This window comes from Streptomyces alanosinicus, from assembly GCF_014650595.1.
GTDB classification, from domain to species: Bacteria; Actinomycetota; Actinomycetes; order Streptomycetales; family Streptomycetaceae; genus Streptomyces; species Streptomyces alanosinicus.
The window spans coordinates 253,784-280,081 of the sequence record NZ_BMVG01000008.1; the positions used below are offsets into that span (position 1 = coordinate 253,784).

The window sequence follows — 26,298 nt, forward strand, 5'->3', positions numbered from 1 at the left end:
GGCTCGGTCACCCCCATAGTCTCTTCTGGACTATCGCGGGGTTACCGACGGTAGAGCGGACGGGCGGCGAGGTCAACGGTCCGGTGCGCGTTCGTCCCGGCGGGCCACCCAGTCCCAGAACTCGGTCATCATGCGCTCGTATCGGATGCCGAACTCCAGCGCCTCCCGCTGCCCGGGGGTCAGCAGCGCACCGACACTGTCGGCCAGTTCCTCGTACGTGCCCAAGGTGCGCCGGTGTTCGGCGAGCTGGCCGGGGGCGATCTCGTCCGGGCGGGCGCCGAACCAGAGCTTCAGGATGCCGCGTTCGCGCGCCTCGACCGGGACGAACTCGGGGTCGGCGAGCCAGTCGCGCAGCACCTCCCGGCCCCGGTCGGTCAGGGTCAGCACCCGGCGGCCCCGTCCGCTCTCCTGACGCACCTGGGCGAGCAGGCCGGCGGCGAGCAGGCGGTCGCACTGCGCGTACACCTGCGCGTGCGGCACCGACCAGAACGGGGCGACGGTGCGACCGGCCTCCACCTTCACGTCGTAGGCGCTGGCCTCACCGAGTTTGTCGATGACGCCGAGGACGAGGAAGGAGGAGGTGGTCAGCCGGGAGTCAGCCATGGCGCCGACCGTACCTCCCCCACCGCATCAGCCTCAATTTCCGTATTATGGAATTCACATTCCACTACACGGTATATTACGCTCTCAAGCCTCGACGCAACGCGTGAAAACGACAAAGACAACGACGAAGACAACGGGGTGGGACATGAACGGCAATCGCGTGGCACTGGTCACCGGATCGTCGTCCGGGATCGGCGCGGCCGTGGCCCGACGGCTGGCGGCGGACGGGGTCCGGGTCGTCGTCAACTCGGCGCGCAGCGCCCTGGCGGGCCAGACCCTCGCGGACGAACTTCCCGACGCGGTGTACGTCCAGGGCGATGTCGCCGACGCGGCGGACGCCCGGCGGATCGTGGCCGCCGCGATCGACGAGTACGGCCGGCTGGACATCCTGGTCAACAACGCCGGCACCACCCGCTTCATCCCGCTCGACGACCTGGACGCCGCCGACACCGCCGCCTGGCGGGACATCTTCGACGTCAACGTCTTCGGCGTCTGGCAGCTGACCACGGCCGCCGTCCCGTACCTCAGCGAGTCGGAGTCCGCCGCGATCGTCAATGTCTCCTCGGTCTCGGCCACCCGTGCCCTCGGCAGCTCGATCCCCTACGCCGTGAGCAAGGCCGCCCTCAACCACCTGACCCGGCTGCTCGCCGCCCAACTCGGCCCCCGGATCCGGGTGAACGCGGTCGCCCCGGGCCTCATCGAGACGCCCTGGTACGACGAGGCCGGGCAGGTGTGGGAGGACTCCCGCGCGTGGATCACCGCCAACACGCCGCTGCGCAGCGTCGGTTCACCGCAGGACGTGGCCGAGGCCGTGGCCTATCTGACCCGGGCCGCGTACACCACCGGCGACGTACTGACGGTCGACGGCGGACGCCACATCGTCTGAGCGACGCCGCCCGACCGGCCCACGGGGCACCGCGAAGCTCTCGCCAGCCATTGGTTACACGTGTAACATCGCGCTCGCGCCGGCGGCTCCGCGCCGTCGGGCCATCGCCCCGGCCGACGACGGAAGGCCCCGCCATGACCTCACCAGCACCCGCCCGGCCCGAAACCGGCTGGCCGCCGCCCCCGTTCCACGCCCCCGCCCCCGCCGAGACGGGCACCGACGGCGTGCGCCGCCACCACGGGCTGACCTATGCCACCTCGCCCGGCTACCGGCCGCGCCTGCTGGACGTCCATGTACCGCCCGGGGACGGCCCCGTGCCGGCCGTCGTATGGATCCACGGCGGCGGCTGGCTGGAGGGCGACCGGCGCTTTCCGCCGCCGACCGTGCCGGTGGAACTGCTGCACGGCGCCGTCCTCGGCGCGGGCCTGGCCCTCGTCGCCATGGACTACCGGCACAGTCTGGAGGCGCCGTTCCCCGCCCAGCTGCACGATGTGAAGGCCGCCGTCCGCTATGTGCGCCACCACGCCGCGGACCTCGGCATCGACCCCGAACGGATCGGCGCCTGGGGCGAGTCGGCCGGCGGCCATCTCGCCGCGCTGGCCGGCCTGGTCCGCGCCGACGCGCACGGAGCCGGCCTCGAAGGGGCGGAGGGCGTACGGGAGGCGGACAGCGGGGTGCGGGCCGTCGTCGACTGGTACGGCGTGTCCGACATCGCGGCGATCCTCGGCCGGGCGCTGCCGTCGCTGCCGGACGGGGCGTCGTACCCGAACCCCTTCGAGGCCCTGCTCGGCGGACCGGAGAGCGAACGCCACGAGCGGGCGCGTGTCGCCAGTCCCGTGACCTACGCGGCGGACGGCGGCGCGCCCCCGTTCCTGCTCATCCACGGCCGCGAGGACCAGATCGTCCCCTACGACCAGAGCGAGGCGCTGGCCCGGGTGCTGAAGGACGCGGGCGGCGAGGTCACGGTGCGGCCCGTCGAGGGGGCCGACCACATCTTCCTGGGCTCCTGCGAGGTGCCGGACATCGTGGCGCACAGCGTGGAGTTCCTGCACCGGCATCTGACGGCCTGACGCAGGTCACGGCGGGGAGCCCCGTCCCCGGGGGAGGCGTGGCCGTCAGGCGGAGGCGCGGCGGACGAGGACGGGCTCGACCGCGGGCAGGGGTGCGGCGGTGCCGGTCTCGATCAGGTCGTGCAGCGCCGCGGCGACCTGCGCGGCCGACGGTACCGCCAGCCGGACCGTGGTGAGCGCGGGGCGCTGCAGGGCCGCCGTCACAAGGTCGTCGCAGCCGACGACGGCGACCTCACCGGGCACGTCGACGCCCGCGTCCCGGAACACACACAGCAGCAGGGACGCGTACTCGTCGTTGTAGGCGAACACACCGTCCAGGCCGCGCTGCGCCCAGCCGCTCGCCAGCCGGGCGGCGGACGCGTGCGTGTACTCCATCTCCAGCGGGGTCACCGTCGCCGTCGTACGGGCGGCCACGCTGCGCGCGCCGGCGAGCCGGGGCTCGGCGAAGGCCGACAGACCGCGCTCGCCGGGCATGACGACGCCGAGGCGCCGCCGCCCCCGCGCGACGAGGTGTTCGGCGGCGCACACACCCACGCGCCGGTCGTCGAAGAGAACCGTGTGCACGCCTTCGACGGGCTGCGGCGCGAGCGCCATCAGCGCCCGGACACCGGCGCGCCGCAGCACCTGCGCGCCGGCCGCGCCGAGACTCGTGCCGTCCAGCGCCAGGACCGCGCCGGGGCGCAGCTCGGCCCAGGCGCGGGCCGCGGCGGCGGGGTCCGTGTACCGCCCGGCGTGCAGGACGGCCGTGTACCCGTACCGCTCCAGCTCCGTGTGCAGATCGTCGATCCAGCCGCTGACCAGGCGGCCGACGGCGGACACGGCGGCCGGGATCAGCACCAGGTTGTTGCGGCCGGCCCGCAGGGCGCGGGCCCCCGCGTGCGGCACATAGCCGAGGGTGTCCGCGGCGGCGAGGACTCTCGCCCGGGTGGCCTCGCTCACCCGGTGCGTCTGGGTGTCGTTCAGCACGAAGGAGACGGTGGCCCGCGAGACGCCCGCCAGCCGCGCCACATCGGCGCTGGTGACGGCCGCGGCCGCGTTCCTCGCCATGATTCCCATCCGCCGTCGGGTCCTTGTGCAGGTCACCCACACGTTACACGCGTCACCGCCTTGACCGGCGCAGACCCCTGTTCAACCGGGCGAGAGCAGTGCTACACAAGGATCCGCCTTCGGTTACTCGTGTAAGTAACTCGTGTTCGGCCCCTCTTCTTCTCCCCCTCCCCTCCCTTCCGCGTCTCCTCCCGTCCTCTCAGGAGTAGCCATGTCCCTGCCGACCGAAGATCTCCGGAGCGACACCGCGGCTGCCGTGCCCGAGCCCCGGCAGCGCGGGCTGATGGCGCTGCTGCTCGTCGCCAACGCGTCGATGTACGCGGTGTACACGGGGGTCGGGTCCGTACTGCTGCCCACCCAGGTCGCCGCGATCGACCCGCATCACAAGGTGGCGCTGCTGGGCCTGATCGGCGGTGTCAGCTCGGTGTTCGCGACGGCCTGCAATCCGGTCGCCGGCGCCCTGTCCGACCGTTCGGGGCGCCGCAATCCCTGGGTGCTCGGCGGAGCGCTGGCCTCGCTGGCCGCTCTCGCCCTCCTGGGCAGCGTGCGCACCGCGCTGCTGGTGGGCATCGCCTGGTGCCTGGTCCAGGCGACCATGAACGTCTATCAGGCCGCCGTCACCGCCGTCGTGCCCGACCGGATCCCGCCGGCCCGCCGTGGCACGGCCTCCGCCGTGGTGGGTCTCGCCCTGCCGGTGGGCGGCACGCTGGGCGTCCTCATCGCCTCCAGATGCACCGGCCGGCTCGCCACGGGATACCTGGTGCTGGGGCTCGTGGGCGCCGCGGCCGCCGTCCTGCTGACGGCGCTGTGCCGGGATGTCCCGCGCACCGGGCGCGGCGCCGCACCCGCTCCGGCGCTGCCCTGGCGCCGGCGGTCGGCGGCCGGCCTGTCCGCGCTGCGCAGCCGCGACTTCCGCTGGGCCTTCATCGGCCGCGCTCTGATGGTGCTGGGCTACTTCTCGGTCGTCGGCTATCAGCTCTACATCCTCGACGACCACATCTCGCTGCCGAAGGGACTGCGCGCGGCGGACGCCCTGGCGGTCCTCACGCCGGTGTCGATGGCGGCGATGGCCGTCTCCACACTGGTCGGGGGCCTGCTGTCGGACCGGTGGAACCGGCGCAAGGTGTTCGTCGGGGTCTCGGCGGCGCTCGCGGGTCTCGTCATGGTGGTGCCCGTGGTCGCGCCGACCTGGCCGGGCATGCTCGTCTTCAGCGCGCTGAACGGGCTGGCGTTCGGCTGCTTCATGGCCGTGGACACCGCCGTCGTCACGCTCGTGCTCCCCCGCGCGGAGGATGCCGCACGCGATCTGGGCGTGCTGAACATCGCCAACGCGGGCCCGCAGATCCTCGCGCCGTTCGTCGCCTCGGCCGTGGTGACCGCGCTCGGCGGCTACACCCCGCTGTTCCTGTTCGGCGGTGCGCTGTCGCTGCTCGGCGCGCTCGCCATCCTGCCCATCCGGGGTGTGCGCTGAGCCGCCCCGCCGCCCCGCCGGTCCGGCTGAGTACCCGTACTCATGTGCACGCCCCGCCGGCCGGGCAGGGTGGCGGCCATGAACCTCCCCACAGCCCCGCCGGCGTTCGACGCCACCGGCGACCCGCGGCGGCGCGACCGCGCCGACACGGGTGCGGACATCGGCGCCGGGTGCGGACTGGTCTTCCTCGAACTGGCCGTACTCACCGTCGACTTCGGGCTCTGGTTTCTCTCCGGGTTCAATCTGGACACGGCGAAGACCGTCGCCTACGACTCGCCCTCGGGCTATCTGACCGCCGCGGCGGGAGTCGGCGCCTTCGCCCTGGTGGCGGCGCTGGTCGCGGCGCGTGCCCGGGCGTTCGTGACCGTCGTCGGCCAGGTGGTCATGGCCGCCCTGATCATTCTCGTGGTGTCGGCCGCCGCCCTGGGCCCGGGCCACGGGGACAGGGCGGCCGACACGGGTGGGTACCCCAGCGGGTACTCCGGCGGGTCCTGCTGTCAGCCGGTGGCCAGGGCCTGCAGCCGGCCCTGGTCGCCGTTGAAGCGGTCGTGGTCCCCGACGGTCTTGCCGGACGAGGTGTACTGCCACATGGTGTACACCGACCAGCCCGCCGGCAGTGTTCCGACGGTCGAGGCGAAGCGGGCGATCCACAGCGGATTGGTCTTGCCGAAGCCCGCGTAGTTGCCGGTGCAGTCGGTCCACCAGCTGGTCGCGGTGTAGATGACCGCGTCACGGCCGGTGCGGGACTTGTAGCGGCTCAGGAAGTCCTTGACCCAGTCGACCATGGCGCTCTTGGACTTGCCGTAGCAGCTGTCGCCGTACGGGTTCCACTCGATGTCGAGCACGCCGGGCAGGGTCTTGGCGTCCTTGGACCAGCCGCCGCCGTGCGCCAGGAAGTAGTCGGCCTGAGTGCTGCCGCTGGACGTGTCCGGGGTCGCGAAGTGGTACGCGCCGCGGGCCATGCCCACCTTGTACGGGCCGTCGTACTGCTGGGTGAAGGAGGGGTTGGTGTAGGACGTCCCCTCGGTGGCCTTCGTGTACGCCCACTTGGTGGCTTCGCCCCAGAGCGTCGACCAGGAGACATTGCCCTGATAGCTGGCGACGTCGACGCCTTCGAGCTGGTTGGCGCGGGTGGGGGGACCTGCGTCGGCACCGACGGGCCGGCCGTCGTGGGCGAGGACGCCCATGCCCATGTACGCGCTGCCGTGCCGGGGTACCGGCGGGTTCGACACGGGATGGGCCGCGGGGCTGGTCAGGGTGAGGAGAAGGCCGGTCAGCACGCCCGTGAGAGCCAGGCGTGCGCGGCCGCACTGGGGGGAGAGAGAGCTTCGCACAAGACCATCTGACATGCCGTCGGGCGGTAGCGCACTCCGGGTGCCGCCCAACTGGGCCATCCCGGGCCGTTCTTGGTCCGTATGGGTGGCCCCCGGACGGCGTACGGGCCGGTCGGGCAGGCGCCCCGGAGGCACCTGGCAGGACCGGCCCGCGCGGATCAGCCGTCGATGCGGTGCTGGGTCCAGAAGGAGGTGAGGTCGGTGCTCGTGGCGGCCTGGGCGGCGGCCTTGAACTCGGCCGTGGTCGACACGCCGTACCAGTGCGCGCTCGCGTAGTCCTTCAGCAGCTTGGCCATGGCGGTGTCACCGAGGACGCGGCGCAGGTCGTGCAGGGCGCACTTGCCGTAGCCGTAGACGACGGTGGAGTAGCGCGAGGAGTGCGCGTCCCAGTAGGCCATGGAGTTGGTGATCTTCTCGGCGCCGGAGGCCCAGGAGACGCTGTTCCAGCAGTTGGCGCCGGTCTTGCCGAGGGCGAGGTCGGTGGCGTAGTCGGTGAACGCCTCGTCCAGCCAGGGGCTGTTGTACTCGTCGTCGCCGACGATGCCGTACCACCACTGGTGGCCGGTCTCATGGGTGAGGGCGGTGGTGCTGACCACGTCCAGGACGAAGCCGGGGTACTCCATGCCGCCGAACCAGTAGTTGTCGTCGATCACGGCGTCCAGTTCGCCGTAGGGGTAGGCGCCGAAGCGGGAGGCGTGGGCGTCCACGGCGGTCTTGGCGGTGGAGAGCATGGACTGGGCGCTGGCGGAGCTGATCCCCGAGACGGAGTAGACGTTCACCGGGACTCCGGCCGCGGAGGTCCCGGAGATCTTGGTGAAGGGTCCGGCGGCCCAGGCGAAGTCACGCACCTTCGACGCCGTCGCCGTCGTCACCGTACGGCCGCCGGCGCCGGGGGTGTCGGTGGACGTGCCGGTGGCCGGGACCAGCAGGCCGCTGGGGTGGTCGAGGGTCACCTTGAAGTCGGCGGCCAGGGAGTAGAAGGCCTCGCCGTTGTCCGTGTACGGGTCCAGGTGCCAGCCGGCGCTGTCGCGGACCGCGAGGACGGGCAGGGCGTTGCCGATGAAGCTGTAGTCGCCGTCGTGGCCGAAGCGGTCGGCGCCGCTGGGCACGGTGATGCCGAGGTCGAAGCCGATGGTGGCGCTCTGGCCCTGGGCGAGCGGGGCCGGCAGGTCGACCTTGAGCGCGGTGCACGCCACGGTGGGCGATTCGGCCGTGCCTCCCGTGACGGCGCTGACGCGGATCGGCATGGCGTCGCAGGTGCCGTGGTAGTTGTCCCACAGCCTGAGGTAGACCTCGTTCAGCGCGGTGGCGGAGGCGTTGGTGAAGGTGACGCTCTCGTGCCCGGTCCATTCGGTGCCGCTGGTGTCACTGCTGAGGTTCACGGTGTACGAGGGCGCGGCCGGGGTGCGGGTGTCATCGCCCGGCGGGGGCGTGGTACCGCCGGAGGTGTCGAGTGCGATGTCGTCGAGCACGAAGCTCGTCCGCAGGCTGGAGTCCTCGGTACCGGTGAAGGAGAGAGTGACGGTCTGCCCCGCGTACGCCGACACGTCGATCGTCTTCCGCATGTACCCGGTGTTCTTGTCCAGGTTCGAGTAGGTGGCCAGTGTCGTGCTGCCGATCCTGGCCGTGAGCTTGTCGTACGCGAGGGACGAGGTCGTCTCCGTGGTGTCGATGTGCAGCCAGAAGGTGAGGGTGGCCGTGTCGCACCCGGCGGGGACGGTGACGCTCTGGCTCAGGGTGTCGGTGTGGGTGCTGCCGACTCCGTCCAGCCAGGCGTAGGAGCTGCCGCCGTGGGCGGTCTGCCCCGAGCGGCTGGTGATGACGTTGGCGGAGGACGTCGTCCAGGGCGATGTCCCGTTCTCGAAGCCGCCGTTGCCGACGACCTGTGCCGGAGTGCAGGCGGCGGGTGCCGTGGCCGGGCGGGCCGTGGCGGGCGCTGCGGGGAGTACGAGGGCGGCCGTCGCGGCGACGGCGAGGGCGCCGGCACCGAGGGCCTTGTGGGGAGTCGATCTCACACGCTTCTCCTTTGCGGCGGCCGGGATTCCCGGCCTGCTCGATGGCCGCGGGCCGGTCGGGGTACACCGGGGCGGCCGGGGTGGGGCTTGCGCGATCGCTGTGCCGGGCGGTGCGCCGCGTCCTCACGGGGTCAGGACGCGGCGCTGCCGGGCTGTCGAGAGAGTGCCAGATTTGACCCGTCCATGCCAGCAGGCGAGGCGGGTTCTGTGACCGTGCGGGTCAGCCGGTCGGCCGGTCAGCTGGTCCGCAGCGTCACGAGGAGCGCCGTCAGCGGGTTGCCCTGCGGGTCCTGCCAGCCGCGTGCCACATGGCCGTTCGTCCCCTCGGGGCGGGCCGGCGGGTGCTCGGCGACGGGGTGCAGGACGCGGTGGACATGGAGGACCGTGCCATGCGGTGCGGGGAGCCGGGTGCCCTCCCGGTCGTCGGCCGGCGCGGGGACGAAGCCGTCGGCGGGGAAGGGCGCGCCGGTGTAGGAGCGGACCACCTCGGGGTCGGGCGTGTTGTCGATGCTCTGGGCCTGCGCCTGGGCCCGGCCCTCGATCAGCGACAGCAACGCGGCGACCAGTACCGGGTCGTGACAGCCGTCGTAGGCCCAGCGCTTGCCGAGCACTCCGTGCTCCGTCGTGCCGACGAGGGCGTGCTCCGCGCCCGGCAGCGGTGCGCCGCGGTACGTCAACGGGACGAGGTAGGCGGTCGGTTCGGGGGTGGAGGTGTCGGTGGCCACCATGAACTCGATGCCGACCTCGCCGTCGGGGTCGTCGAGCCGGAAGCCGCCGGACTTGGTCAGCACGGGGGCGCCGGGGCCGCCGCGGTACCAGGGCCGGGTGGGCAGCCAGTCGGTGAGCAGCTCCAGCTTCGTGGGCTTGAGCGTGGTGCGGTGGATGATGGCCATGCCGGGGCCTCTCCTGTGCGATGCGAACGGATGATCTCCGCAGCTTCGCACATGGATCGCGCCGGTCAGCCGTCCGGCTCGGCCAGTGCCGGGGTCAACTCGGCCCAGGGATTGGGTGGTTCGCGCGTCACCGGGCCGCACACCGCCGCGCCGCGCTCGTGCGCGGTGCGTACGGCGAGCGGGACGAGGGCCTCGGGGACGCCGTAGACGAGATGGCAGAACCGGTCGGGCGGATGCCGGCCCGTCCAGGCCGGCCGGGTGAACGCGCGCACGTACGTGGACCAGTGGCCCTCGAAGGTGACGGTCAGATCGGCGAGGCGGGCGTACCCGGGCGCCGGGTGGACGCCCGGGTTGAGTACGACCGTGGCCGCGCCCAGCCGCCGTGCCTCGCGGACCAGCCGGCGGCAGGCCGGCAGGCCCTGCGGGGTGGCGGTCACCCGGTCCAGGAAGCAGCCGTCGGTCCGGTACCAGGCCTGGTACCGGCGCAGGTCCTCGGTGATGCCGGCCCGGTCCCGGACGCCGTAGTCCGTGTCGACGTACCCGAGCAGCCGGGCCCCGGCGGTGTGCAGGGCCCGGGCGGCCGCGGTGAACGCGGGGTCCGGGGCGGTGCCGGGTCCGCTGGCCGGGTTGAGGACGACCGCGCGGGTACGGGCGGCCGCCGTGATCAGCCGGTGCCAGGCGCCGGGGTCCTCGGCCGGGTGTACATACAGCGGGATGAGCAGGCTCATGGCACGCGCTCCGCGGTCGCCGACCACAGCGCAGTGAGCGCGTCGTCGAGGGTGTGGGCCGGGCGCCAGCCGAGGGCCCGCTGGGCGGCGGAGATGTCCGAGCACTGCCAGGAGACCGGGCCGGAGCGCGCGGAGCCGCCCACGCTCTCCGCCCACCGCCCCCGAAATCCCGCCCGTCCAGCCAGTCCGTGCGCCAACTCCCGTACGGTCACGGCCTTTCCGGCGCCGATGTTGAGAACGGGCGGCAGCAGTCCGGGGGTGATGACGGCGAGGGCGACCGCCTGGGCGACATCGCGTACGTCGACGAAGTCGCGGTGGGCGGACAGGTCTCCGAGCCGCAGCACCGCCTCCGGGTCCTGGCCGGCCGAGCGCAGCAGCGCGGCCAGCCGGCCGGGCAGGCTCGCCGGGGGCGCACCGGGGCCCACCGGGTTGCCGACGCGCAGCACCACCCCGTCCGGGGCCGAGGCGCCGATCGCGACGGTGCCGGCGAGCTTGGTGGCGCCGTAGAGGGTGACCGGGCAGGCGGGCGCCGACTCGGGGACCGGGGTGCCGGGGACGCCCGGCCCGTACTCGGCGGCCGAGCCCAGGTGCACCAGACGCGCGGCGGGAGCGGCCTCGCGCAGTGCGGCGCACAGCACGGCGGGGCCGCGTGCGTTGACCTCGGCCAGTGTCACCGGGTCACCGCCGGTCGCGCCCGCGCAGTTGACGACGGCGTCGGGCGCCGCCGCCGCCAGCGTCCCGGCGAGCCGCTCGGCCGGGTCGGCGGCGAGGTCGGCCCCGAACTCGGCGGCGGGCGAACGTCCGGCGGTGAGGATCAGCGCGCCCGGCAGGGCGCGCAGCCGCGCGGCCACATGGCGGCCCAGATATCCGGTGCCGCCGAGGACGAGAATGCGCATACGGTCCTCAGACCCCCTTGAGGAGCAGGGACTTGCGGCTGGTGAACTCGGCGTTGGCCCGGTCGTAGTCGTCGGGGCGGCCGATGTCCAGCCAGTAGCCCTCGAACTCGTAGGTGTGCGGTGCGTTCTGACGGTGCAGCAGGTCCACGACGAGTTCGTCGAAGCCGAGCGGCAGACCGGCCGTGTAGCCGTCGAGGGTGGCCCGGCTGAGGCCGTAGACGCCCATGGAGACGCGGTAGTCCATGCTGGGCTTCTCGATGAACGCGACGACCTTGCTGGCGTCGGTGGTCAGGACGCCGAAGTCGATGTGCACCTCGCGGACGTAGGTGGCGATGGTCAGCGGGGCGCGGGACGCCCGGTGCCGGCGCAGTACGTCGGCGAAGTCGAGGTCGGTGAGGACGTCGCCGTTCATCACGAGGAACGTCTCGGGCAGCCGGTCTCTGAGCTGGAGCAGCGGGCCCATGGTGCCGAGCGGGCTGTCCTCGGTGGCGTAGTCGACCGCCATGCCCCACTGGGAGCCGTCGCCGACGAAGGCCCGGATGATCTCGCCGAGGTGGCCGATCGCGAGGGTGCAGCGGGTGAAACCGGCCGCCGACAGCTGGCGCAGCACGATCTCCAGGATGGCGTGCTGGTCGCCGATGGGGACCAGCGGCTTGGGCAGCGCGGTGGTGTACGGCCGCAGCCGGACGCCCTTGCCTCCCGCCAGGATCACTGCGTGCATGGTGCTTCTCCTTCGAAGAAGACGTGATGTGCCGGACGGGTCAGATGTTGTAGATGCCGGTCTTGTAGCGGGCGAGGTGGGCCGGGTCGCGGAAGAACTCCACGGTGTGCGCGAGGCCCTGCTCCAGGGTGTGGGCGGGCTGCCAGCCGGTGGCGGCGGTGAGCCGGGAGGCGTCGGCGACGAGCCGCATCACCTCGGAGTTCGCGGGCCGGATGCGGGCCCGGTCCGCGCGGACGTCGAGGGCGGTGTCCATGACCTTGCCGATCAGCGCGACCAGGTCGCCGACCGAGATCTCGCCGCCGGTACCGGCGTTGAAGGTGTGGCCGAGGACCTGTCCGGCGGGCGCTGTGCCCACCGCGAGGAACGCCCGCGCGGTGTCCTTGACGAAGGTGAAGTCGCGGGTGGGGCGCAGATCGCCGAGGGTGATGGTGCGCTCCCCCGCCGCGATCTGGCCGATCACGGTCGGGATGACGGCGCGCATCGACTGGCGCGGCCCGAAGGTGTTGAACGGCCGGAGGGTGACCACCGGGGTGCCGAAGCTCGCGTGGTAGCTGTCGGCCAGCCGGTCCCCGCCGGCCTTCGAAGCGGCGTACGGCGACTGGGTGTTGACGGGGTGGTCCTCGGTGATCGGCACGGTCCGCGCGGTGCCGTAGGTCTCGCTGGTGGAGGTGTGCACGAGCCGGGGTGTGCCGAGCGCCCGCACGGCTTCGAGCACGTTGAGGGTGCCGGTGACGTTGGTCTCCACATAGCTGTGCGGAGCCTGGTAGGAGTACGGGATCGCGATCAGCGCGGCCAGGTGGTAGGCCACGTCGGCGCCGTCGAGCAGGCCGCGGACCGAGCCGGGGTCGCGGACGTCGCCCAGGACGATCTCCACCTGGTCGAGGACGTCCGGGGCGAGGGTCTCCAGCCAGCCGTAGGAGGAGAAGGAGTTGTACTGGGCCATGGCTCTGACCCGGTGCCCCGAGGCCACGAGGGCCTCGGTGAGATGGGAGCCGATGAATCCCTCGGCCCCGGTGACGGCGGCGAGCGGTGCGGAGGTCAACTGGTCGTTCCTTCCGGTGAGTCGGTCGAGTCAGGCGTGCCGGGCGGGGCGGCCGAGCAGCCGTAGCGCGCAGACCGCGAGGCACAGGGCCGCGGCGCCGCAGGACAGCGGCAGTGCGACCGGGCCCGGTGGCAGGCGCAGCAGGGAGACCGCGCCGGCGAGGCCCGCCGCGGTCAGACAGATCGCGGCCGGCGGCCAGGCCTCGCCGAACGCCTGGAGCAGCAGCGCGGTCCACAGCGTGGCCGCGAGCGGGAGCAGGGTGTCCGGTGCGGCGCCGGTGAGGCGGGCGGCGAGCAGCAGCGGGAGGAGATAGCCGAGCAGGCACAGGCCGAGGACGGCGGCCGAGCGCAGCCGGAACCCGGCGGGTGTGGCGGTGGCGCGCAGGGCGGCGACGGACAGGCCCCGGTAGCGGTGGAGCAGCCATTCGGCGGGGCCCATGCTGACGGTCAGCACGATCACGGCGTAGGGCTCGCGTCTGCCGTCGAGCAGCACGAGCAGGCCCGCGGCCAGCCCGAACAGACCGTACGGCAGGGAGGACCGCAGCGCCGGCCGCCGGCCGCCGACGGCGGCGGGGGCCGCGAGGGCGCCGCGCAGGGTGTGGGCGGTGCCGGCGAGCGTGGCGCAGAGTGCCAGCAGTGGTGGTACGAGGCGCAGCGGGGTGCCGGGATCGAGCCAGGGCAGGGCGGCGGCGCCCGCGAGGAGCGGGGTGAGCGCGGCGAGCAGCAGCCGTTCCCGGGCCAGCACCAACAGCACCCCCGCCGCCGCGAGATAGAGCGACTGGGCGGCCGCCGCCGCGAGCACCGGGGCGTGGCCGGCCGCCGGGGCGGCGGCGGCCGTGGCGAACGCCGCGCCCAGGGGTGCGCCGGTCAGCAGGGTGCGGGCCGCCTCACGGCGACCGGTCGCCAGCCGTACGTGGGCACGGTGGCCGAGTGCCTGGCCCCACGCCCAGGAGAGCAGCCCGGCGACGATCAGTGCGGCGGTGTGCCCGCCGGGGTGCCACAGGGGTGCGGTGAGCAGATAGGCCAGTCCCGGCAGGGCGAAGAGCACCCCGCGCAGCAGACAGCGCACCGGGTCGGGACGCCAGGGGTCGGCCACGGCCGGTGGTTCGGGGAAGGTACGGGGCACGTGCGCGTAGAGGGCGGCAGCGAGGGAGAACAGGTCGGGGTGGCCGTACTGTTCCCTGATCCGGTCCGCCGTCAGACCTTCCGACTCCAGCAGGGCGGCCACCTCGTAGGGGTGGACGGCGGGGCCGATGCGGTCGGCGAGGCCGGCGGCGAGCCGGCTGACGGCGTCCCGCGCGGGCGTGCCGTCGTCGTGGGCGCGGGCGGGCGGGACGGCGAGCCGCAGGGCGAGCGTGTCCCGTTCGGTGCCGCCCGGTTCGAGGGCCATGGGTCCGCTCATCCGGCCAGGCTCCCGGCACCGGCCGGCTGCGCGGGTGCCGTCGGCGGCCGGGCCCGCGAGGGCAGTTCGAGGTAGACCGAGCGGAAGGTGTCGATGGTCCGGCGCAGGGTGAACTGCTCGATCACCCGCAGCCGGGCCGCCTCCCCCATCGCACCACGGCGTTCGGCGTCGCCGAGCAGTTCCAGCGCCGCCGCGGCCATCCTGGCGGGGTCGCGCGGCGGGACGACGAGCCCGGTGTCCCCGACGGCCTCGCGCACCCCGCCGACATCGGTGGAGACGGTGGCCCGGCCGCAGGACATGGCCTCGATGAGGGTGAACGGGAAGCCTTCGCTGATGCTGGAGAGCATCACCACGCTCCCGGCCGCGTACGCGTCCTTGATGTCGTCGACCCGGCCTTCGAAGGTGACGGCGTCCGCGTGCCCCAGCTCGGCCGCCAGTGCCTCGCAGCGCTCCCGGTACGGCTCTCCGCCGCGCGGTGTGCCGCCGAAGAGCCGCAGCCGGGCCTCGGATATCTCGGCCCGGACCAGGGCGAAGGCGCGTATCAGGGTCTCCAGGTCCTTGATCGGGTCCACCCGGCCCGCCCAGCTGAGCGTCGGTGTCCCGGGCTCGGGCCCGGCCGGCGGGAAGGCGGTGGGATCGACGCCGTTGTAGACGGTGCGGATGGCTCGCGGATCGGCGCCGCCCTGCTCCTCCCACAGCCGGTTGTAGCGGTTGCCCGGGGTGATCAGGGCGGCGCGGCGGTAGCTCTCCTCGGCGAGCAGCCGGAAGAAGCCGAGGACGAGGGCCTTCACCGGCCAGCGGTAGGGGGCGGTGCGATAGCCGAGATAGCGCTCGCGCAGATAGACACCGTGCTCGGTGAGCAGCAGCGGGACGTCATGGCGGGCCAGTCCGGCGAGCCCGGGCAGCACGGCGACGCCGCCGCTGACCGCGTGCGCCACACCGTGCCGGGGCGGTGGTGCGGCGAGCGGGCGCAGGGCGTGTTCGAGCAGCGCGGTGGCGGTGACCGCGTCGTGCAGGGTGGGCCGGGCCTCGCGGACGGCGAGACCGGGCCGGTTCCAGACCGCGGCCAGGATGGCGATGGCGCGGTCGCCGCGCAGGAACGGGCTCAGGGTGCCCTCGGCGGCCGCCTGGGCCATCGTGTACAGCCCGGGGGCGAACTGGTCCTCGGCGTGCGGGTCGAGCAGCGCGGTGAGAAAGCGTTCGTAGGCGGCGGCGAGGCGGCGCAGGGCGCGGCCCCGGGGGGAACGGCCCGCGGGCGGCTCCCCCCACATGGGTACGGAGAGCACCTGGCGGACGTGGGCGGGCAGGTCCCATACGACGGGTTCGTGTCCGGTGCCGGTGACGGCGAGGATCTCGAAGTCGAGGTCGGGCATGCCCTGGACGAGCTGGTCGCACCAGACGCTGACGCCGCCGTGACTGTGCGGGTAGGTGCCTTCGGTGAGCAGGGTGACGTGCGCCGCGCCGGGGCGGCGGACGCCGTGCTGAACGTGCATCGATGGGGCTCCACGGCCGAGGTGTGGGGTGGTCGTGCGGGCTCGGGCCGCCGGCGGGCGGCCGGGACCCGGGGTCCGTGCGGCCGCGACGGCGGACGGACCCCTCCTGTGGTGCGCCGGTCAGCCGCCCGGGGTGTACGGGACCTGTTCGGTCACTCCGGCCGGGATCCTGGTGTGCGGGGCCGGGGCGGTGGCCGCCCGGGTGGTGCCGGCGCCGGCGGCCGGGGCGGACGAGGAGTCCGGCAGGGCGAAGGTGAGCGCGTTGCCGGAGGAGGCCGTCCAGCCGGACATCTCGCCCGCGTAGGGCGTGCCGAAGGCGGTGCCGCCCAGGGTGGTTCCGGTGGGCAGGGTCGCGGTGACATCGGTGCCGTTCGGCGCCTGGACGGTCACCGTGTCCCCGATGCGGTAGGCGGTGACCTGCCCGGCGGCCACGGCTCTCGTCCAGGCGGCGCGGCGCCGCAGTTCGGTGCCGATGTCCTTCATCCGCAGGTTCACCAGCGGGGTGTTGTCGTTGAACAGGGCGTCGTAGCCGTCGATCACGCCGTCGAGGACCGGGTAGGCGATGCGGTCCTCGGTGAGGTTGGACTGGTGGATGAAGTGCGGCTTGGGGTCGCCCGAGAGCACATGTCCGAGGGCGATACGGGTCTCCAGCGGCGTGATGTAGTCGTGGTACCCGGTGCTGGTGTCCAGCGGAGCGGTCAGGCACGTGGTCGTCGAGGGGTTGTCCTCGCAGATGCCGCTGCCGCCCTGGGCGCGGCCGGTGTAGAGCCAGTTGTACTCGTCGACCTCTTCGGAGGCCCTGCCCGCGTTGTAGAAGACGTTCATCGGGTAGCGGGAGACCGTGGCGGCCGGTCCGACCTGTCGCTGTTCGGGGTCGCGGGAGTTGTCCGCGGCGAGCCACTGGACCCCGTTGTCGCGCAGGGCGGGCGCCAGGTTGGGGTTGTCCGCGGGCTGCTGCGGCAGGATGCGCAGCCCGGAGTGCTCGCCCGTGACCAACTCATGGGTGTCCAGCGGGAGTCCGGCCACCTGGCCCCACACGCGGTTGACGGCGATCTCGTTGTCGATGGTGGACCGGCTGACCCACTTGGTGCTGCCGTCGGCGTCGGTCTCGCACGTCCACGGCACCACGGTGGTGTTCTGCTCGCAGCCGAGGAAGGCGTGCGTATAGGTGTGGTTGATCCAGCGGAACCGGTCGCGGTCGGCGATGAGCTTGTCGGCGAGCTGGTCGACGCCGTTGTTGTCCTCGCGCTGGTCGGCGCTGCCCGCGCCGTTGTAGACGAGGTCGAAGGTGAAGTGACGGCTGCTCTGCCAGGCGGTGGCGTAGTCGACGTCGGCCGCGGTCATCCGGATCGGGTGCGGCGTACCGGCGCCGCCCGTGCAGTCGACGTCACCGGGCGTGCAGTTGAGCTGGGTGTCCCAGCGGTCGTCGGCGGCGAAGACGTCGTCCACGTGCACGGCGAAGTAGTTGCGGGAGGCGCCGAGGCGGACGCCGCCGGTCATCCACTCCACGAGGCCGCGTGCGAGCAGCCGGAACTGCTGCTGGTACTGGTTGTAGACGAAGGTGACGACCAGTTCGCGCCGCCCGTCGTGCCGGTACTCGCCGACCAGCGAGCCCTGCCGGGAGCTGCCGGGGATGGGGGCCTGGACGTACGGCGTGAAGTCGGCGCCGGGCGCGGGTGTCGACAGGTAGGCGTAACTCTCGCCCACCGAAGGCGAGTTGTCCTCGAAGGGCACGGCGCCGGCGAGGTAGCCGAAGGGCCCGGCCTTGCCGGCCGCGGTCACCTGGGCCTGTACGCCGTCGATGCTTCCCGCGTAGCCGCCGGACGTGGGGACCTGCAGGCCGGCCTGGGGGCGGGCGTAGGTGTAGGCGTCGACCTGCGGGATCGCATAGGTCTGCTCATAGGCGGCGAGCGCGGCCATCTCGGGGCTGCCGGCCGCGAACGGGTTGTCGTCGGGCAGCACGACGGCCTGGAACCTGGCGCGCGGCCGGCCGTCCACCGTGTCGGCGAGGAAGCCGGCATCGACGGCCGGCCGGGTGGCGCTGGTGAGGTCGACCTTGGTGTACGGCGTTCCGGCGGCGTCGAGTTCGGCGGCGATGGCATCGGTGGCCGGGCCGCCGTCGCTCACCACCAGCACTCTGAGGTCGATACGCGGTGCGGCGGTGTCGGCGTGCGCCGGGCCGGCCTGGAGGCCGAGCGCGGCGGTCAGCGCGCCGACGGTCAGCGCGGTGGTGCGGATGGTCCGCTTCATGCGGTGAAGTCCCCTCCCCGGGCAGGGGTGAGCACGGCTCCGTGGAGCGGACGCACCCCCTTGCGCGACGCCTGCATCCCCCTCAGAAGCCGGTCGTCGACGCATCCGTCGCGTCACATGGTGATGGCCCTGTGTAGCTTTTGTGGTCGAGTTGCGAAACCTGACGGAAAATCACACGTATCCAACGGCTCACGGGGGCAACCCCGGAAGCGGTTTCGCCGTCACCGGGACGAGGGGATCGCGCCGAACGGACGACTCCGTTCCGCCGTTACGGCCCTGGTACGACGCACCGGCGGACCACATGGGTCCGCCGGGCGGGACAGTCGGGGTCCGTGCCGCACGGGACGTCGGGCGGGGAGGCCGGATCCCGTCCCCGAGGCCGCGGAACCGGGGCGTCCGTCAGGCGCAGAGCACGCGCGTCTCGGGCGTGTAGACGGGCCCGGCGCTGGTGTTGGTGCTGTCGCCGAACTCGGCGTAGTAGTACGAGTAGAAGCCGATGTTGCCGTTGCAGCCGGAGTCGGCGGCGACCTTCAGGGTCAGCGTGACGGTACGGCTCTGACCGGGCGGGATGGTGGCGCCGTAGTTGCCGCCGAGGTTGCTCGGGCCGGTGCCGGAGCAGGAGGTGTCACCGGAGACGCCGGCCAGGCTGCACCCCGTGAAGCTGTACTTCAGGTCCGGGCGCTGCGTGGTCAGCCAGGTCGGATCGATGGTCTGGTACACGAACCAGATGTCGTAGGTCTTGTTGTTCGTGATCGTCATCGACAGCTTCACGGTGCCACCGGGCGTGGTGGTCGCGCTGTCGGTGGCGAAGGTCAGGGCGGCCGGCGCGGCATCGGCCGCGCCGGCGCCGGGGGCGAATCCGAAGACGGCGAGGACGAAGGCCAGGACGGCGGTGAGACCGAGACGTCTCAGCAGAGGTGATCGCATGGCCCGGGAGGCTAGGCACCGGATCGCCACGGCGTCTGCCCCGCCGGAGCGGCCAGGCACACCGAACGGCCGAAAGTGATCGCCCTGTGAAGAACTCGTGAGTTACCTGTGACGGCCTCTCGTGGCTCACATCTGTGCACCCCGGAGGCGGGCGACGAGAGGGGCGGGACGGGCGTGCCGGGCGGGCGGTACGGCAGCCAGGGTAATGGCGGGGACGAGACGCCTCGCCTTCGCCGGAGTACGGCCCACCGCTTGTGAACGGGGCCTGTTCTCGGCCAACTGCCCGTTTCCGGCCGGACGAGGGGCCGCCGGCGCCCAGGGCGATCACCGGGACGGGCCCCTGACGCGCCGCTGGGCCGCCCGGTGCGGGGCGGCCCAGCGTTCTCTCACGGATATGCCGGGTTATCTCACCCGGCCGTCGTCACCGACGTTCAGTCTTCGTCCTGACCATGCCCCCGCTCCGGCCCCCCGTGCGGCCTCGACGGCTTCCCGGGGTGCTGCGGCATCTCCGGGTGCTGCGGCATTTCCGGCCGCACCGGGTGCTGCGGGATCTCCGGCCGCACCGGGTGCTGCGGCATCCGCGGCTTCACGGGACGCTGCGGCAGCTCGGGCCTGACCGGAACAGCGGGCTTCATCGGCCGCTGGGGAAGCTCGGGCTTCACAGGCCGCTGCGGAAGTGCGGGCTTCGCCGGGCGCTGGGGAAGCTCGGGCTTCACCGGAAGCGCAGGCTTCACCGGACGCTGAGGCATCTGCGGCTTCACCGGACGCTGCGGAAGCTCGGGCTTCGCCGGAAGGGCAGGCTTCACCGGACGCTGAGGCATCTGCGGCTTCACCGGACGCTGCGGCAGCTCAGGCTTCACAGGCCGCTGCGGAAGCTGCGGCTTCACCGGAAGCGCAGGCTTCACCGGACGCTGAGGCATCTGCGGCTTCACCGGACGCTGCGGCAGCTCGGGCTTCGCCGGAAGCGCAGGCTTCACCGGACGCTGCGGCATCTGCGGCTTCACCGGACGCTGCGGCAGCTCAGGCTTCACAGGCCGCTGCGGAAGCTGCGGCTTCACCGGAAGCGCAGGCTTCACCGGACGCTGAGGCAGCTCAGGCTTCACAGGCCGCTGCGGATAAGCAGGCCTCTCCGGAAGCGTGGGCCTCACCGGACGCTGGGGAAGCTGCGGCTTCACAGGCCGCTGCGGCAGCTCAGGCTTCGCCGGAAGCACCGGATACGCGGGCTTGACCGGGCGCTGCGGAAGCTCAGGCTTCACCGGACGCTGCGGATAAACAGGCTTCTCCGGAAGCACCGGCTTCACCGGACGCTGGGGAAGCTGCGGCTTCACAGGCCGCTGCGGCAGCTCAGGCTTCACCGGCAGAACGGGCTTCACCGGATACTCGGGCCTGACCGGACGCTGCGGAAGCGCCGGCTTCACGGGGTGCTGAGGAAGCTCGGGCTTCACAGGCCGCTGCGGAAGTGCGGGCTTCACCGGGCGCTGCGGATAGACAGGCTTCTCCGGAAGCACCGGCTTCGCGGGATGCTGAGGAAGCTCGGGCTTCACCGGACGAGCCGGGTACTGCGGCCGCACGGGAACAGCGGGCTTCACCGGATGGATCGGAAGCTCGGGCTTCACCGGACGAGCCGGGTATTCCGGCCTGACCGGAACAGCGGGCTTCACCGGATGAACCGGAAACTCCGGCTTCACCGGACGAGCCGGGTACTCCGGCCTGACCGGAACAACCGGCTTCACCGGATGAACCGGATACTCCGGCTTCTGGGGAATGAAAGGCTTCTCAGGATGAACCGGATACTCGGGCCGCACCGGACGGTGCGGGTACTCGGGCTTCACCGGAGACATGGGCTTTACCTGGTGCTGCGGGTAAGCCGGTCTGTTGGGATAGGGCTGTGGGGTGGTGTGGTCCTGGGCATAGGCCGCTCCCGCGCTCGCCAGCGTGGCTGCGGCGAGTGCTGCGGCAGTGGCGGCCGACGCCAGAACGGATCGCCGTCGCGGCGGTCTCGTCATTCTTTCCACTCTCCTCGACTTGGGTCAGAGCTCTATGACGGCTGGTCAGTCCCAAGGGCTCGATAGTGGATTGATCAGGAAATCGGCGACTCGAATAACACTGTGGCGGCCATAAGCCACCGGATGGTGTAGCGCGGAACACCGGTTGGCCTGATAATCGGCGCCGGATCGGACCCCGCACCCCGCCCGGCGCCACCGTGCGCGCCCCGCAGACCGGCATGTCCCGCACGCCGTGCGGAGCCGTCCTCGGCCCGGATGCTCGCCGCGTCACCCGGTCGTCGTAAGGGGCGCCCTGAACTCGTTGCTTCCCGCTTCTGGTCCACGAGACCTACCGGACGGTATACAGACCCAGTCGAACGCGCGTGGGGCACCCGGTGCCGGCATCGCGCGATGTATCCGGTCTCAGGGGGAGGGCTCATGAGGAACGACACGCGTCCGGCGGGCGGCGCGAGAGGACGGCGGCGAGCCGCCGCGGTGGGGGCGGCGCTGGGCGGCTGCGCCCTCGTCGCGGCCGGCACGACCCCGGCCGCCGCACAGCCCGCCGGACACGGCCGCGCCATCCGCTACGTGGCCCTCGGCGACTCCTACACCTCGGGCCCCGGCATCCCGGGCCAGGTGGACGCCTATTGCGCGCGCTCCGACCACAATTACCCCACGCTGGTGGCGACCCAGCGGCAGGTGAGCGCGTTCACGGACGTCAGCTGCTCCGGGGCGAAGACCGCCGAGATGTGGCAGCCGCAGGGCAGCAACAAGCCCCAGCTCGACGCCGTGGGGCGCGACACCGATCTGGTGACCGTCCAGATCGGCGGCAACGACGTCGGCTTCGGCCCGATCATCAGCACCTGCGCGCACCTCGCCGCCCAGGACCCGACCGGCAACCCCTGCGAGCGCTCCTACACGGCGTCCGGCTACGACCGGCTCACCCTCGCGATCGTACGGACCGCGCCGAAGGTCGACCGGGTGCTGCGGGCCGTGCACGCGCGGGCGCCGCACGCGCGCGTGGTCGTCGTCGGCTACCCGGACCTGCTGCCCGACGACGGCAGCGGCTGCTTCCCCCAAGTCCCCTTCGCGCAGAAGGACTTCGCGTATCTGCGCGACACCGAGAAGCGGCTCAATCTGATGCTGCGCCTGGTGGCCGGCCTCAACCGGGCGGACTACGTCGACACCTACGGCCCCACGGTCGGCCACGACATGTGCAAGGCGCCCGCGGACCGCTGGATCGAGCCCCTGCAGCCGGTCGCGCCCGCGGCCCCGGCGCACCCCAACGCCAGGGGGGAGCAAGCCATGGCCCAGGCGGTCCTCGCCCGGCTGGAGCGCGGGCACACCCGAGGCTGAAGCCGGCGGCGGCCTGCGGGGCGCGATACCGCAGGCCGCCACAGCTCGTCTCAGCCGCCGAGCGCGCCCAGCACCACGGCCTGGGCCTCCTCCTGCACCCGGGCGAGATGGCCGGCGCCGAGGAAGGACTCGGCGTAGACCTTGTAGACGTCCTCGGTGCCCGAGGGGCGGGCCGCGAACCAGGCGTTCTCCGTGGTGACCTTGATGCCGCCGATGGCGGCGCCGTTTCCGGGCGCCTCGGTGAGGACGGCCGTGACGGCCTCACCCGCCAGCGTGCCGGCGGTGACCTGCGCCGGGGACAGCTTGCCGAGCAGGGCCTTCTGTTCGCGCGTCGCGGGCGCGTCGATGCGGGCGTAGGCGGGCCTGCCGAAGCGGGCGGTCAGGCCGGCGTAGTGCTCCGACGGCGTCCGGTCCGTGACGGCCGTGATCTCGGAGGCGAGCAGGGCCAGCAGGATGCCGTCCTTGTCGGTGGTCCACACCGAGCCGTCGCGGCGCAGGAAGGACGCGCCGGCCGACTCCTCGCCGCCGAACCCCAGCGTGCCGCCGGCCAGTCCGTCCACGAACCACTTGAACCCGACCGGAACCTCGACGAGTCGACGGCCGAGGTCGGCCGCGACCCGGTCGATCATCGTCGAGGAGACCAGCGTCTTGCCGATGCCGGTGCCGGCGGGCCACTGGTCGCGGTGCCGGTAGAGGTAGGAGACGGCGACCGCGAGGTAGTGGTTGGGGTTCATCAGGCCGGCGTCCGGGGTGACGATGCCGTGCCGGTCGGCGTCGGCGTCGTTGCCGGTGGCGATGCGGAACCGGTCGCTCTGCTCGATGAGGGAGGCCATGGCGTACGGCGACGAGCAGTCCATGCGGATCTGGCCGTCCCAGTCCAGCGTCATGAACCGCCAGGTGGGATCGGTGTGCGGGTTGACCACGGTGAGGTCGAGGCCGTGCTGTTCGGCGATGCGCCCCCAGTAGGCGACGGACGCGCCGCCGAGCGGGTCGGCGCCGATGCGCACGCCGGCCGCGCGGACGGCGTCCAGGTCGAGCACGCTGGGCAGATCGCCGACGTAGCCGCCGAGGAAGTCGTACCGTCCGGTCGTCTCCGCGCCGAGTGCCCGGGCGTAGGACATCCGGCGTACGTCCTTCAGACCGCCCGTGATGACCTCGTTGGCCCGGTCCTGGATCCAGGAGGTGGCGTCGGAGGCGGCCGGTCCGCCGCTCGGCGGGTTGTACTTGAAGCCGCCGTCGGCGGGCGGGTTGTGGGAGGGAGTGACGACGACACCGTCGGCGAGGCCGGAGGTACGGCCGCGGTTGTGGGTGAGGATCGCGTGCGAGACGGCGGGGGTGGGGGTGTAGCCGTCCGCGCTGTCGACGAGCACCCGCACGCCGTTGGCCGCGAACACCTCCAGCGCGGTGACCTTCGCCGGCTCGGACAGCGCGTGGGTGTCGGCGCCGAGGAAGAGGGGGCCGTCGGTGCCCTGAGCCGTGCGGTACTCGCAGATGGCCTGGCTGGTGGCGGCGATGTGGTCCTCGTTGAAGGCGCCGGCCAGCGACGAACCCCGGTGTCCGGAGGTGCCGAACGTCACCCGCTGGGCGGGGTCGGCCGGGTCCGGGTGCGCTGCGTAGTACGCCGTGACCAGCCGGGCCACGTCGACAAGGTCCTCGGGACCGGCCGGCCGGCCCGCTCGCTCGTGCGGCATGATCCGTCCTCCGCCTCAGATGATCGATGTCGGGGTGATCGATCGCTCCCCGCCCATCTTCCCTCGTCAGGGCCCTGACACGCGAGTGTGCCCCGCCCGGTGGTCCACCCGGCAGCGGTCACCGTCCTGGCGGACGTGGACATCGCGGCAGGCCGCCGGGGCGCGCCCGGTGTCCCGGGAACCGCGCCCGACGGCCCGCCGCGGGCTTGCCGCCCGGCGGGCCGGTCAGCCGATGTGGTAACTGTCCCCGTACGTCTTCCAGTCGAGCGGGGTGTTCAGGTCGAGGTTGCCCTTGCGCAGGAAGACCCGCTGCTCGGTGTCGACGCGGCTGGTGTCGCTGTGTGCCTCCTCCTGCTTCATGGCCCACACCCGGGCGTCGAGGAAGGCGTTGAGGTACGTCGTCTCGTTGCCGCCCTGCGCCGGGGGCTTGGCGCTGCGCAGGGCGCGTCCCCGGATGTTGCGGAAGCTGGTGGGGTCGTCGCCGTCGCCGTGCATGACGATGGCGTCGTAGTAGCAGAACTGGCCGAGGGTGCGCAGGCCGTCCGTCTTGCCCTGGGCGACCGCGGGGTTGAAGTAGACCCGGTCACGCTCGTCGTTCTGGCACTGCTGGAAGACGGAGTCCTTGGCCGCCGTGCGCCAGTCCTTGGGGAAGTTCGGGTCGAGGCCGGCGTGCGAGTCGCTGCCGTTGACCTTGCGCAGGGCGGGCAGGTACGTGGCGAGGACGTTGCCGGGCTTGCGGTCGGCGTAGAGCTGGACGAGGTCGAGCATGTCGCCGGTGCCGGAGCAGAAGCCGATGATGCCGGCGGTGTAGCCGCGGCCGTCGCCGATGTCCTCGATGTACTTGTACTGGGCCTTCCAGTCGAGCGAGGAGTTCTCCGCGCTCGACACCAGTTCCATGGCGATCTCCTTCTTCGCCGGGTCGTCGAGGCCCGACGCGGCCGCGTGCGCGGGCGACGCGAGGGCGCGCTGGGTTCCGAACAGCGCGCCGGAGGCGACGGCGGCGCCGAGCACGGCGACGACGGTCCGGCGGGAGACACGGGTGGGGGCGGGTTCGCGGTCTGCGTACACCACTGGGACTCCAAGTCGAGGCGGAGGGTGGGGAGTTGGTCCGTTCCGGCACTGGTAGGAAAGTTTCCTATCAAAGACCGAGCGGGACGGTAACCCGGCTCGCGTGAAGTTCGTAGGATCGAACAACCGCAGGTGGCGACCCGGCACGGCCGCGTCCGATTCAGAAACGGCGCCGCTCAATCCCATCCGGGGCGGCGGTTGGACTTGCGTGGCGCGGCGGCGCAGGGTGGACGAGCCCGTCCGCACACGGAGGGGCGACCCCTACAGCACCATCCGGAGAAGACCCGATGACCCACGTCGCGGACCCCGCACGCTACGACGGCACCATGCGTTACCGGCGCACCGGCCGCTCGGGGCTGGACCTGCCCCTCCTGTCCCTGGGCTACTGGCACAACTTCGGCGACGACCGCCCCTTCGAGACCCAGCGCGAGATCGCCCTGCGCGCCTTCGACCTCGGGATCACCCACCACGACCTGGCCAACAACTACGGCCCGCCGTACGGCGCGGCCGAGTCGAACTTCGGCCGGCTGCTGAAGCGGGACCTCGCGCCGTACCGGGACGAGCTGGTGATCTCCACCAAGGCCGGCTGGGACATGTGGCCCGGCCCCTACGGCCAGGGCGGCGGCTCGCGCAAGTACGTGCTGGCCTCGCTGGACCAGTCGCTGCGCCGGACGGGCCTGGACTACGTGGACATCTTCTACTCCCACCGGCTGGACGCGACCACGCCGCTGGAGGAGACGATGGGCGCACTGGACACCGCCGTACGCCAGGGCAAGGCGCTCTACGTCGGCATCTCCTCCTACGACGCCGAGCGCACCCGGCAGGCGGCCGCGATCCTGCGCGAGCTGGGCACTCCGCTGCTGATCCACCAGCCGTCGTACAGCATGCTCAATCGCTGGATCGAGACGGACGGCCTGCTGGACGCGGCCGAGGAGGAGGGCTTCGGAGTCATCGGCTTCACGGCGCTCGCCCAGGGGATGCTGACGGGCCGTTACCTCGACGGGGTGCCAAAGGACTCGCGGGCGGCCCAGGGCACATCGCTCGACGCCTCCTGGCTGACGGACGACATGCTGTACCGGCTGCGCTCCCTGAACGACATCGCGGCCCGGCGCGGACAGACCCTCGCACAGCTGGCGCTCGCCTGGGCGCTGCGCGACGAGCGGGTGACGTCGCTCGTCATCGGCGCCTCCCGCATCGAACAGCTGGAGCAGAACGTGGCCGCGCTGGAGAACCTCGACTTCACGGCCGAGGAACTGGCCGAGATCGACACGTACGCGACCGACGGCGGCGTGGACCTGTGGCGGGAGGCCAGGCTGGGCCGGCTCGGGTGAACCGGCGGGGAGCCCAGCCGGGAGTCCTGGCAGAGAAGCGGGGGTGGAGTGACGTGCGTCACAGACAGACGGGACATGTCGGACATAATT

21 protein-coding genes and 1 pseudogene are annotated in these 26,298 nt (G+C 72.5%); 6 read left to right on the plus strand and 16 right to left on the minus strand.

Features of this window, described 5'->3' with window-relative positions:
- Positions 1-72: 72 nt before the first annotated feature.
- A complete protein-coding gene (locus tag IE277_RS20015) occupies positions 73-603 on the minus strand; it encodes a PadR family transcriptional regulator (protein ID WP_189954288.1) in 531 nt (176 codons plus the stop codon).
- A 145-nt stretch (positions 604-748) separates the two neighbouring features.
- Between IE277_RS20015 and IE277_RS20020 the strand changes: the two genes are divergently transcribed.
- Positions 749-1,489, plus strand: a complete 741-nt coding sequence (locus tag IE277_RS20020) for an SDR family NAD(P)-dependent oxidoreductase (protein ID WP_189954289.1) — start codon at positions 749-751, stop codon at positions 1,487-1,489.
- A 134-nt stretch (positions 1,490-1,623) separates the two neighbouring features.
- Positions 1,624-2,559: an alpha/beta hydrolase gene (locus tag IE277_RS20025; protein ID WP_189954290.1), complete on the plus strand. Its 936-nt coding sequence runs from the start codon at positions 1,624-1,626 to the stop codon at positions 2,557-2,559.
- Positions 2,560-2,604: 45 nt separating this feature from the next.
- On the opposite strand, the gene IE277_RS20030 is transcribed toward IE277_RS20025, so the two are convergent.
- Positions 2,605-3,606 carry a LacI family DNA-binding transcriptional regulator gene (locus tag IE277_RS20030; RefSeq protein WP_189954291.1) on the minus strand — a complete coding sequence of 334 codons (1,002 nt, stop codon included), beginning with the start codon at positions 3,604-3,606 and terminating at the stop codon, positions 2,605-2,607.
- A gap of 211 nt (positions 3,607-3,817) precedes the next feature.
- Here IE277_RS20030 and IE277_RS20035 point away from each other — a divergent pair, with 211 nt between their 5' ends.
- Positions 3,818-5,077: an MFS transporter gene (locus IE277_RS20035; RefSeq protein ID WP_189954292.1), complete on the plus strand. Its 1,260-nt coding sequence runs from the start codon at positions 3,818-3,820 to the stop codon at positions 5,075-5,077.
- A 78-nt stretch (positions 5,078-5,155) separates the two neighbouring features.
- Positions 5,156-5,515 (plus strand): annotated as a pseudogene (locus IE277_RS47295) (DUF6234 family protein); the annotation flags it as partial.
- Positions 5,516-5,574: 59 nt separating this feature from the next.
- On the opposite strand, the gene IE277_RS20040 reads toward IE277_RS47295, so the two are convergent.
- From IE277_RS20040 to IE277_RS47300, 12 genes are all read right to left on the minus strand, one after another.
- Positions 5,575-6,426 (minus strand): lysozyme, encoded by an 852-nt coding sequence (locus IE277_RS20040; RefSeq protein WP_189954294.1) that lies wholly within the window; start codon positions 6,424-6,426, stop codon positions 5,575-5,577.
- Between the two features lie 143 nt (positions 6,427-6,569).
- Complete coding sequence (locus IE277_RS20045; protein ID WP_189954295.1) at positions 6,570-8,426, minus strand: M1 family aminopeptidase; 1,857 nt, start codon at positions 8,424-8,426, stop codon at positions 6,570-6,572.
- 236 nt (positions 8,427-8,662) lie between these two features.
- Positions 8,663-9,319 (minus strand): maltokinase N-terminal cap-like domain-containing protein, encoded by a 657-nt coding sequence (locus tag IE277_RS20050; RefSeq protein ID WP_189954297.1) that lies wholly within the window; start codon positions 9,317-9,319, stop codon positions 8,663-8,665.
- Between the two features lie 65 nt (positions 9,320-9,384).
- Positions 9,385-10,047, minus strand: a complete 663-nt coding sequence (locus IE277_RS20055) for a spherulation-specific family 4 protein (RefSeq protein WP_189954299.1) — start codon at positions 10,045-10,047, stop codon at positions 9,385-9,387.
- Complete coding sequence (locus IE277_RS20060; RefSeq protein WP_189954301.1) at positions 10,044-10,943, minus strand: NAD-dependent epimerase/dehydratase family protein; 900 nt, start codon at positions 10,941-10,943, stop codon at positions 10,044-10,046. Before IE277_RS20060 ends, IE277_RS20055 begins: the two co-directional genes overlap by 4 nt.
- Positions 10,944-10,950: 7 nt before the next feature.
- Positions 10,951-11,664 (minus strand): nucleotidyltransferase family protein, encoded by a 714-nt coding sequence (locus IE277_RS20065; RefSeq protein ID WP_189954304.1) that lies wholly within the window; start codon positions 11,662-11,664, stop codon positions 10,951-10,953.
- 40 nt (positions 11,665-11,704) lie between these two features.
- The gene (locus IE277_RS20070; RefSeq protein WP_189954306.1) at positions 11,705-12,706 is read right to left on the minus strand and encodes a GDP-mannose 4,6-dehydratase; all 1,002 of its coding nucleotides are present in this window, start codon (positions 12,704-12,706) and stop codon (positions 11,705-11,707) included.
- 30 nt (positions 12,707-12,736) lie between these two features.
- Positions 12,737-14,107: a hypothetical protein gene (locus tag IE277_RS20075; protein ID WP_189954308.1), complete on the minus strand. Its 1,371-nt coding sequence runs from the start codon at positions 14,105-14,107 to the stop codon at positions 12,737-12,739.
- Complete coding sequence (pelF, locus tag IE277_RS20080; protein ID WP_189954309.1) at positions 14,104-15,600, minus strand: GT4 family glycosyltransferase PelF; 1,497 nt, start codon at positions 15,598-15,600, stop codon at positions 14,104-14,106. The genes IE277_RS20075 and pelF overlap by 4 nt, the downstream gene beginning before the upstream one ends.
- Before the next feature lie 120 nt (positions 15,601-15,720).
- Positions 15,721-17,850 (minus strand): hypothetical protein, encoded by a 2,130-nt coding sequence (locus tag IE277_RS20085; RefSeq protein ID WP_189954311.1) that lies wholly within the window; start codon positions 17,848-17,850, stop codon positions 15,721-15,723.
- A 399-nt stretch (positions 17,851-18,249) separates the two neighbouring features.
- The gene (locus IE277_RS20090; RefSeq protein ID WP_189954313.1) at positions 18,250-18,777 is read right to left on the minus strand and encodes a COG1361 family protein; all 528 of its coding nucleotides are present in this window, start codon (positions 18,775-18,777) and stop codon (positions 18,250-18,252) included.
- 431 nt (positions 18,778-19,208) lie between these two features.
- Positions 19,209-20,618: a hypothetical protein gene (locus tag IE277_RS47300; RefSeq protein WP_229881823.1), complete on the minus strand. Its 1,410-nt coding sequence runs from the start codon at positions 20,616-20,618 to the stop codon at positions 19,209-19,211.
- Between the two features lie 582 nt (positions 20,619-21,200).
- Here IE277_RS47300 and IE277_RS20125 point away from each other — a divergent pair.
- A complete protein-coding gene (locus IE277_RS20125; protein WP_189954316.1) occupies positions 21,201-22,118 on the plus strand; it encodes an SGNH/GDSL hydrolase family protein in 918 nt (305 codons plus the stop codon).
- 50 nt (positions 22,119-22,168) lie between these two features.
- On the opposite strand, the gene pgm is transcribed toward IE277_RS20125, so the two are convergent.
- Together pgm and IE277_RS20135 are read right to left on the minus strand one after the other, a co-directional pair.
- Complete coding sequence (gene pgm / locus IE277_RS20130; protein WP_189954318.1) at positions 22,169-23,809, minus strand: phosphoglucomutase (alpha-D-glucose-1,6-bisphosphate-dependent); 1,641 nt, start codon at positions 23,807-23,809, stop codon at positions 22,169-22,171.
- 225 nt (positions 23,810-24,034) lie between these two features.
- Positions 24,035-24,880 carry a chitosanase gene (locus IE277_RS20135; RefSeq protein ID WP_189954320.1) on the minus strand — a complete coding sequence of 282 codons (846 nt, stop codon included), beginning with the start codon at positions 24,878-24,880 and terminating at the stop codon, positions 24,035-24,037.
- Between the two features lie 284 nt (positions 24,881-25,164).
- Here IE277_RS20135 and mgrA point away from each other — a divergent pair, with 284 nt between their 5' ends.
- Complete coding sequence (gene mgrA, locus IE277_RS20140; protein WP_189954322.1) at positions 25,165-26,208, plus strand: L-glyceraldehyde 3-phosphate reductase; 1,044 nt, start codon at positions 25,165-25,167, stop codon at positions 26,206-26,208.
- Positions 26,209-26,298: the final 90 nt, after the last annotated feature.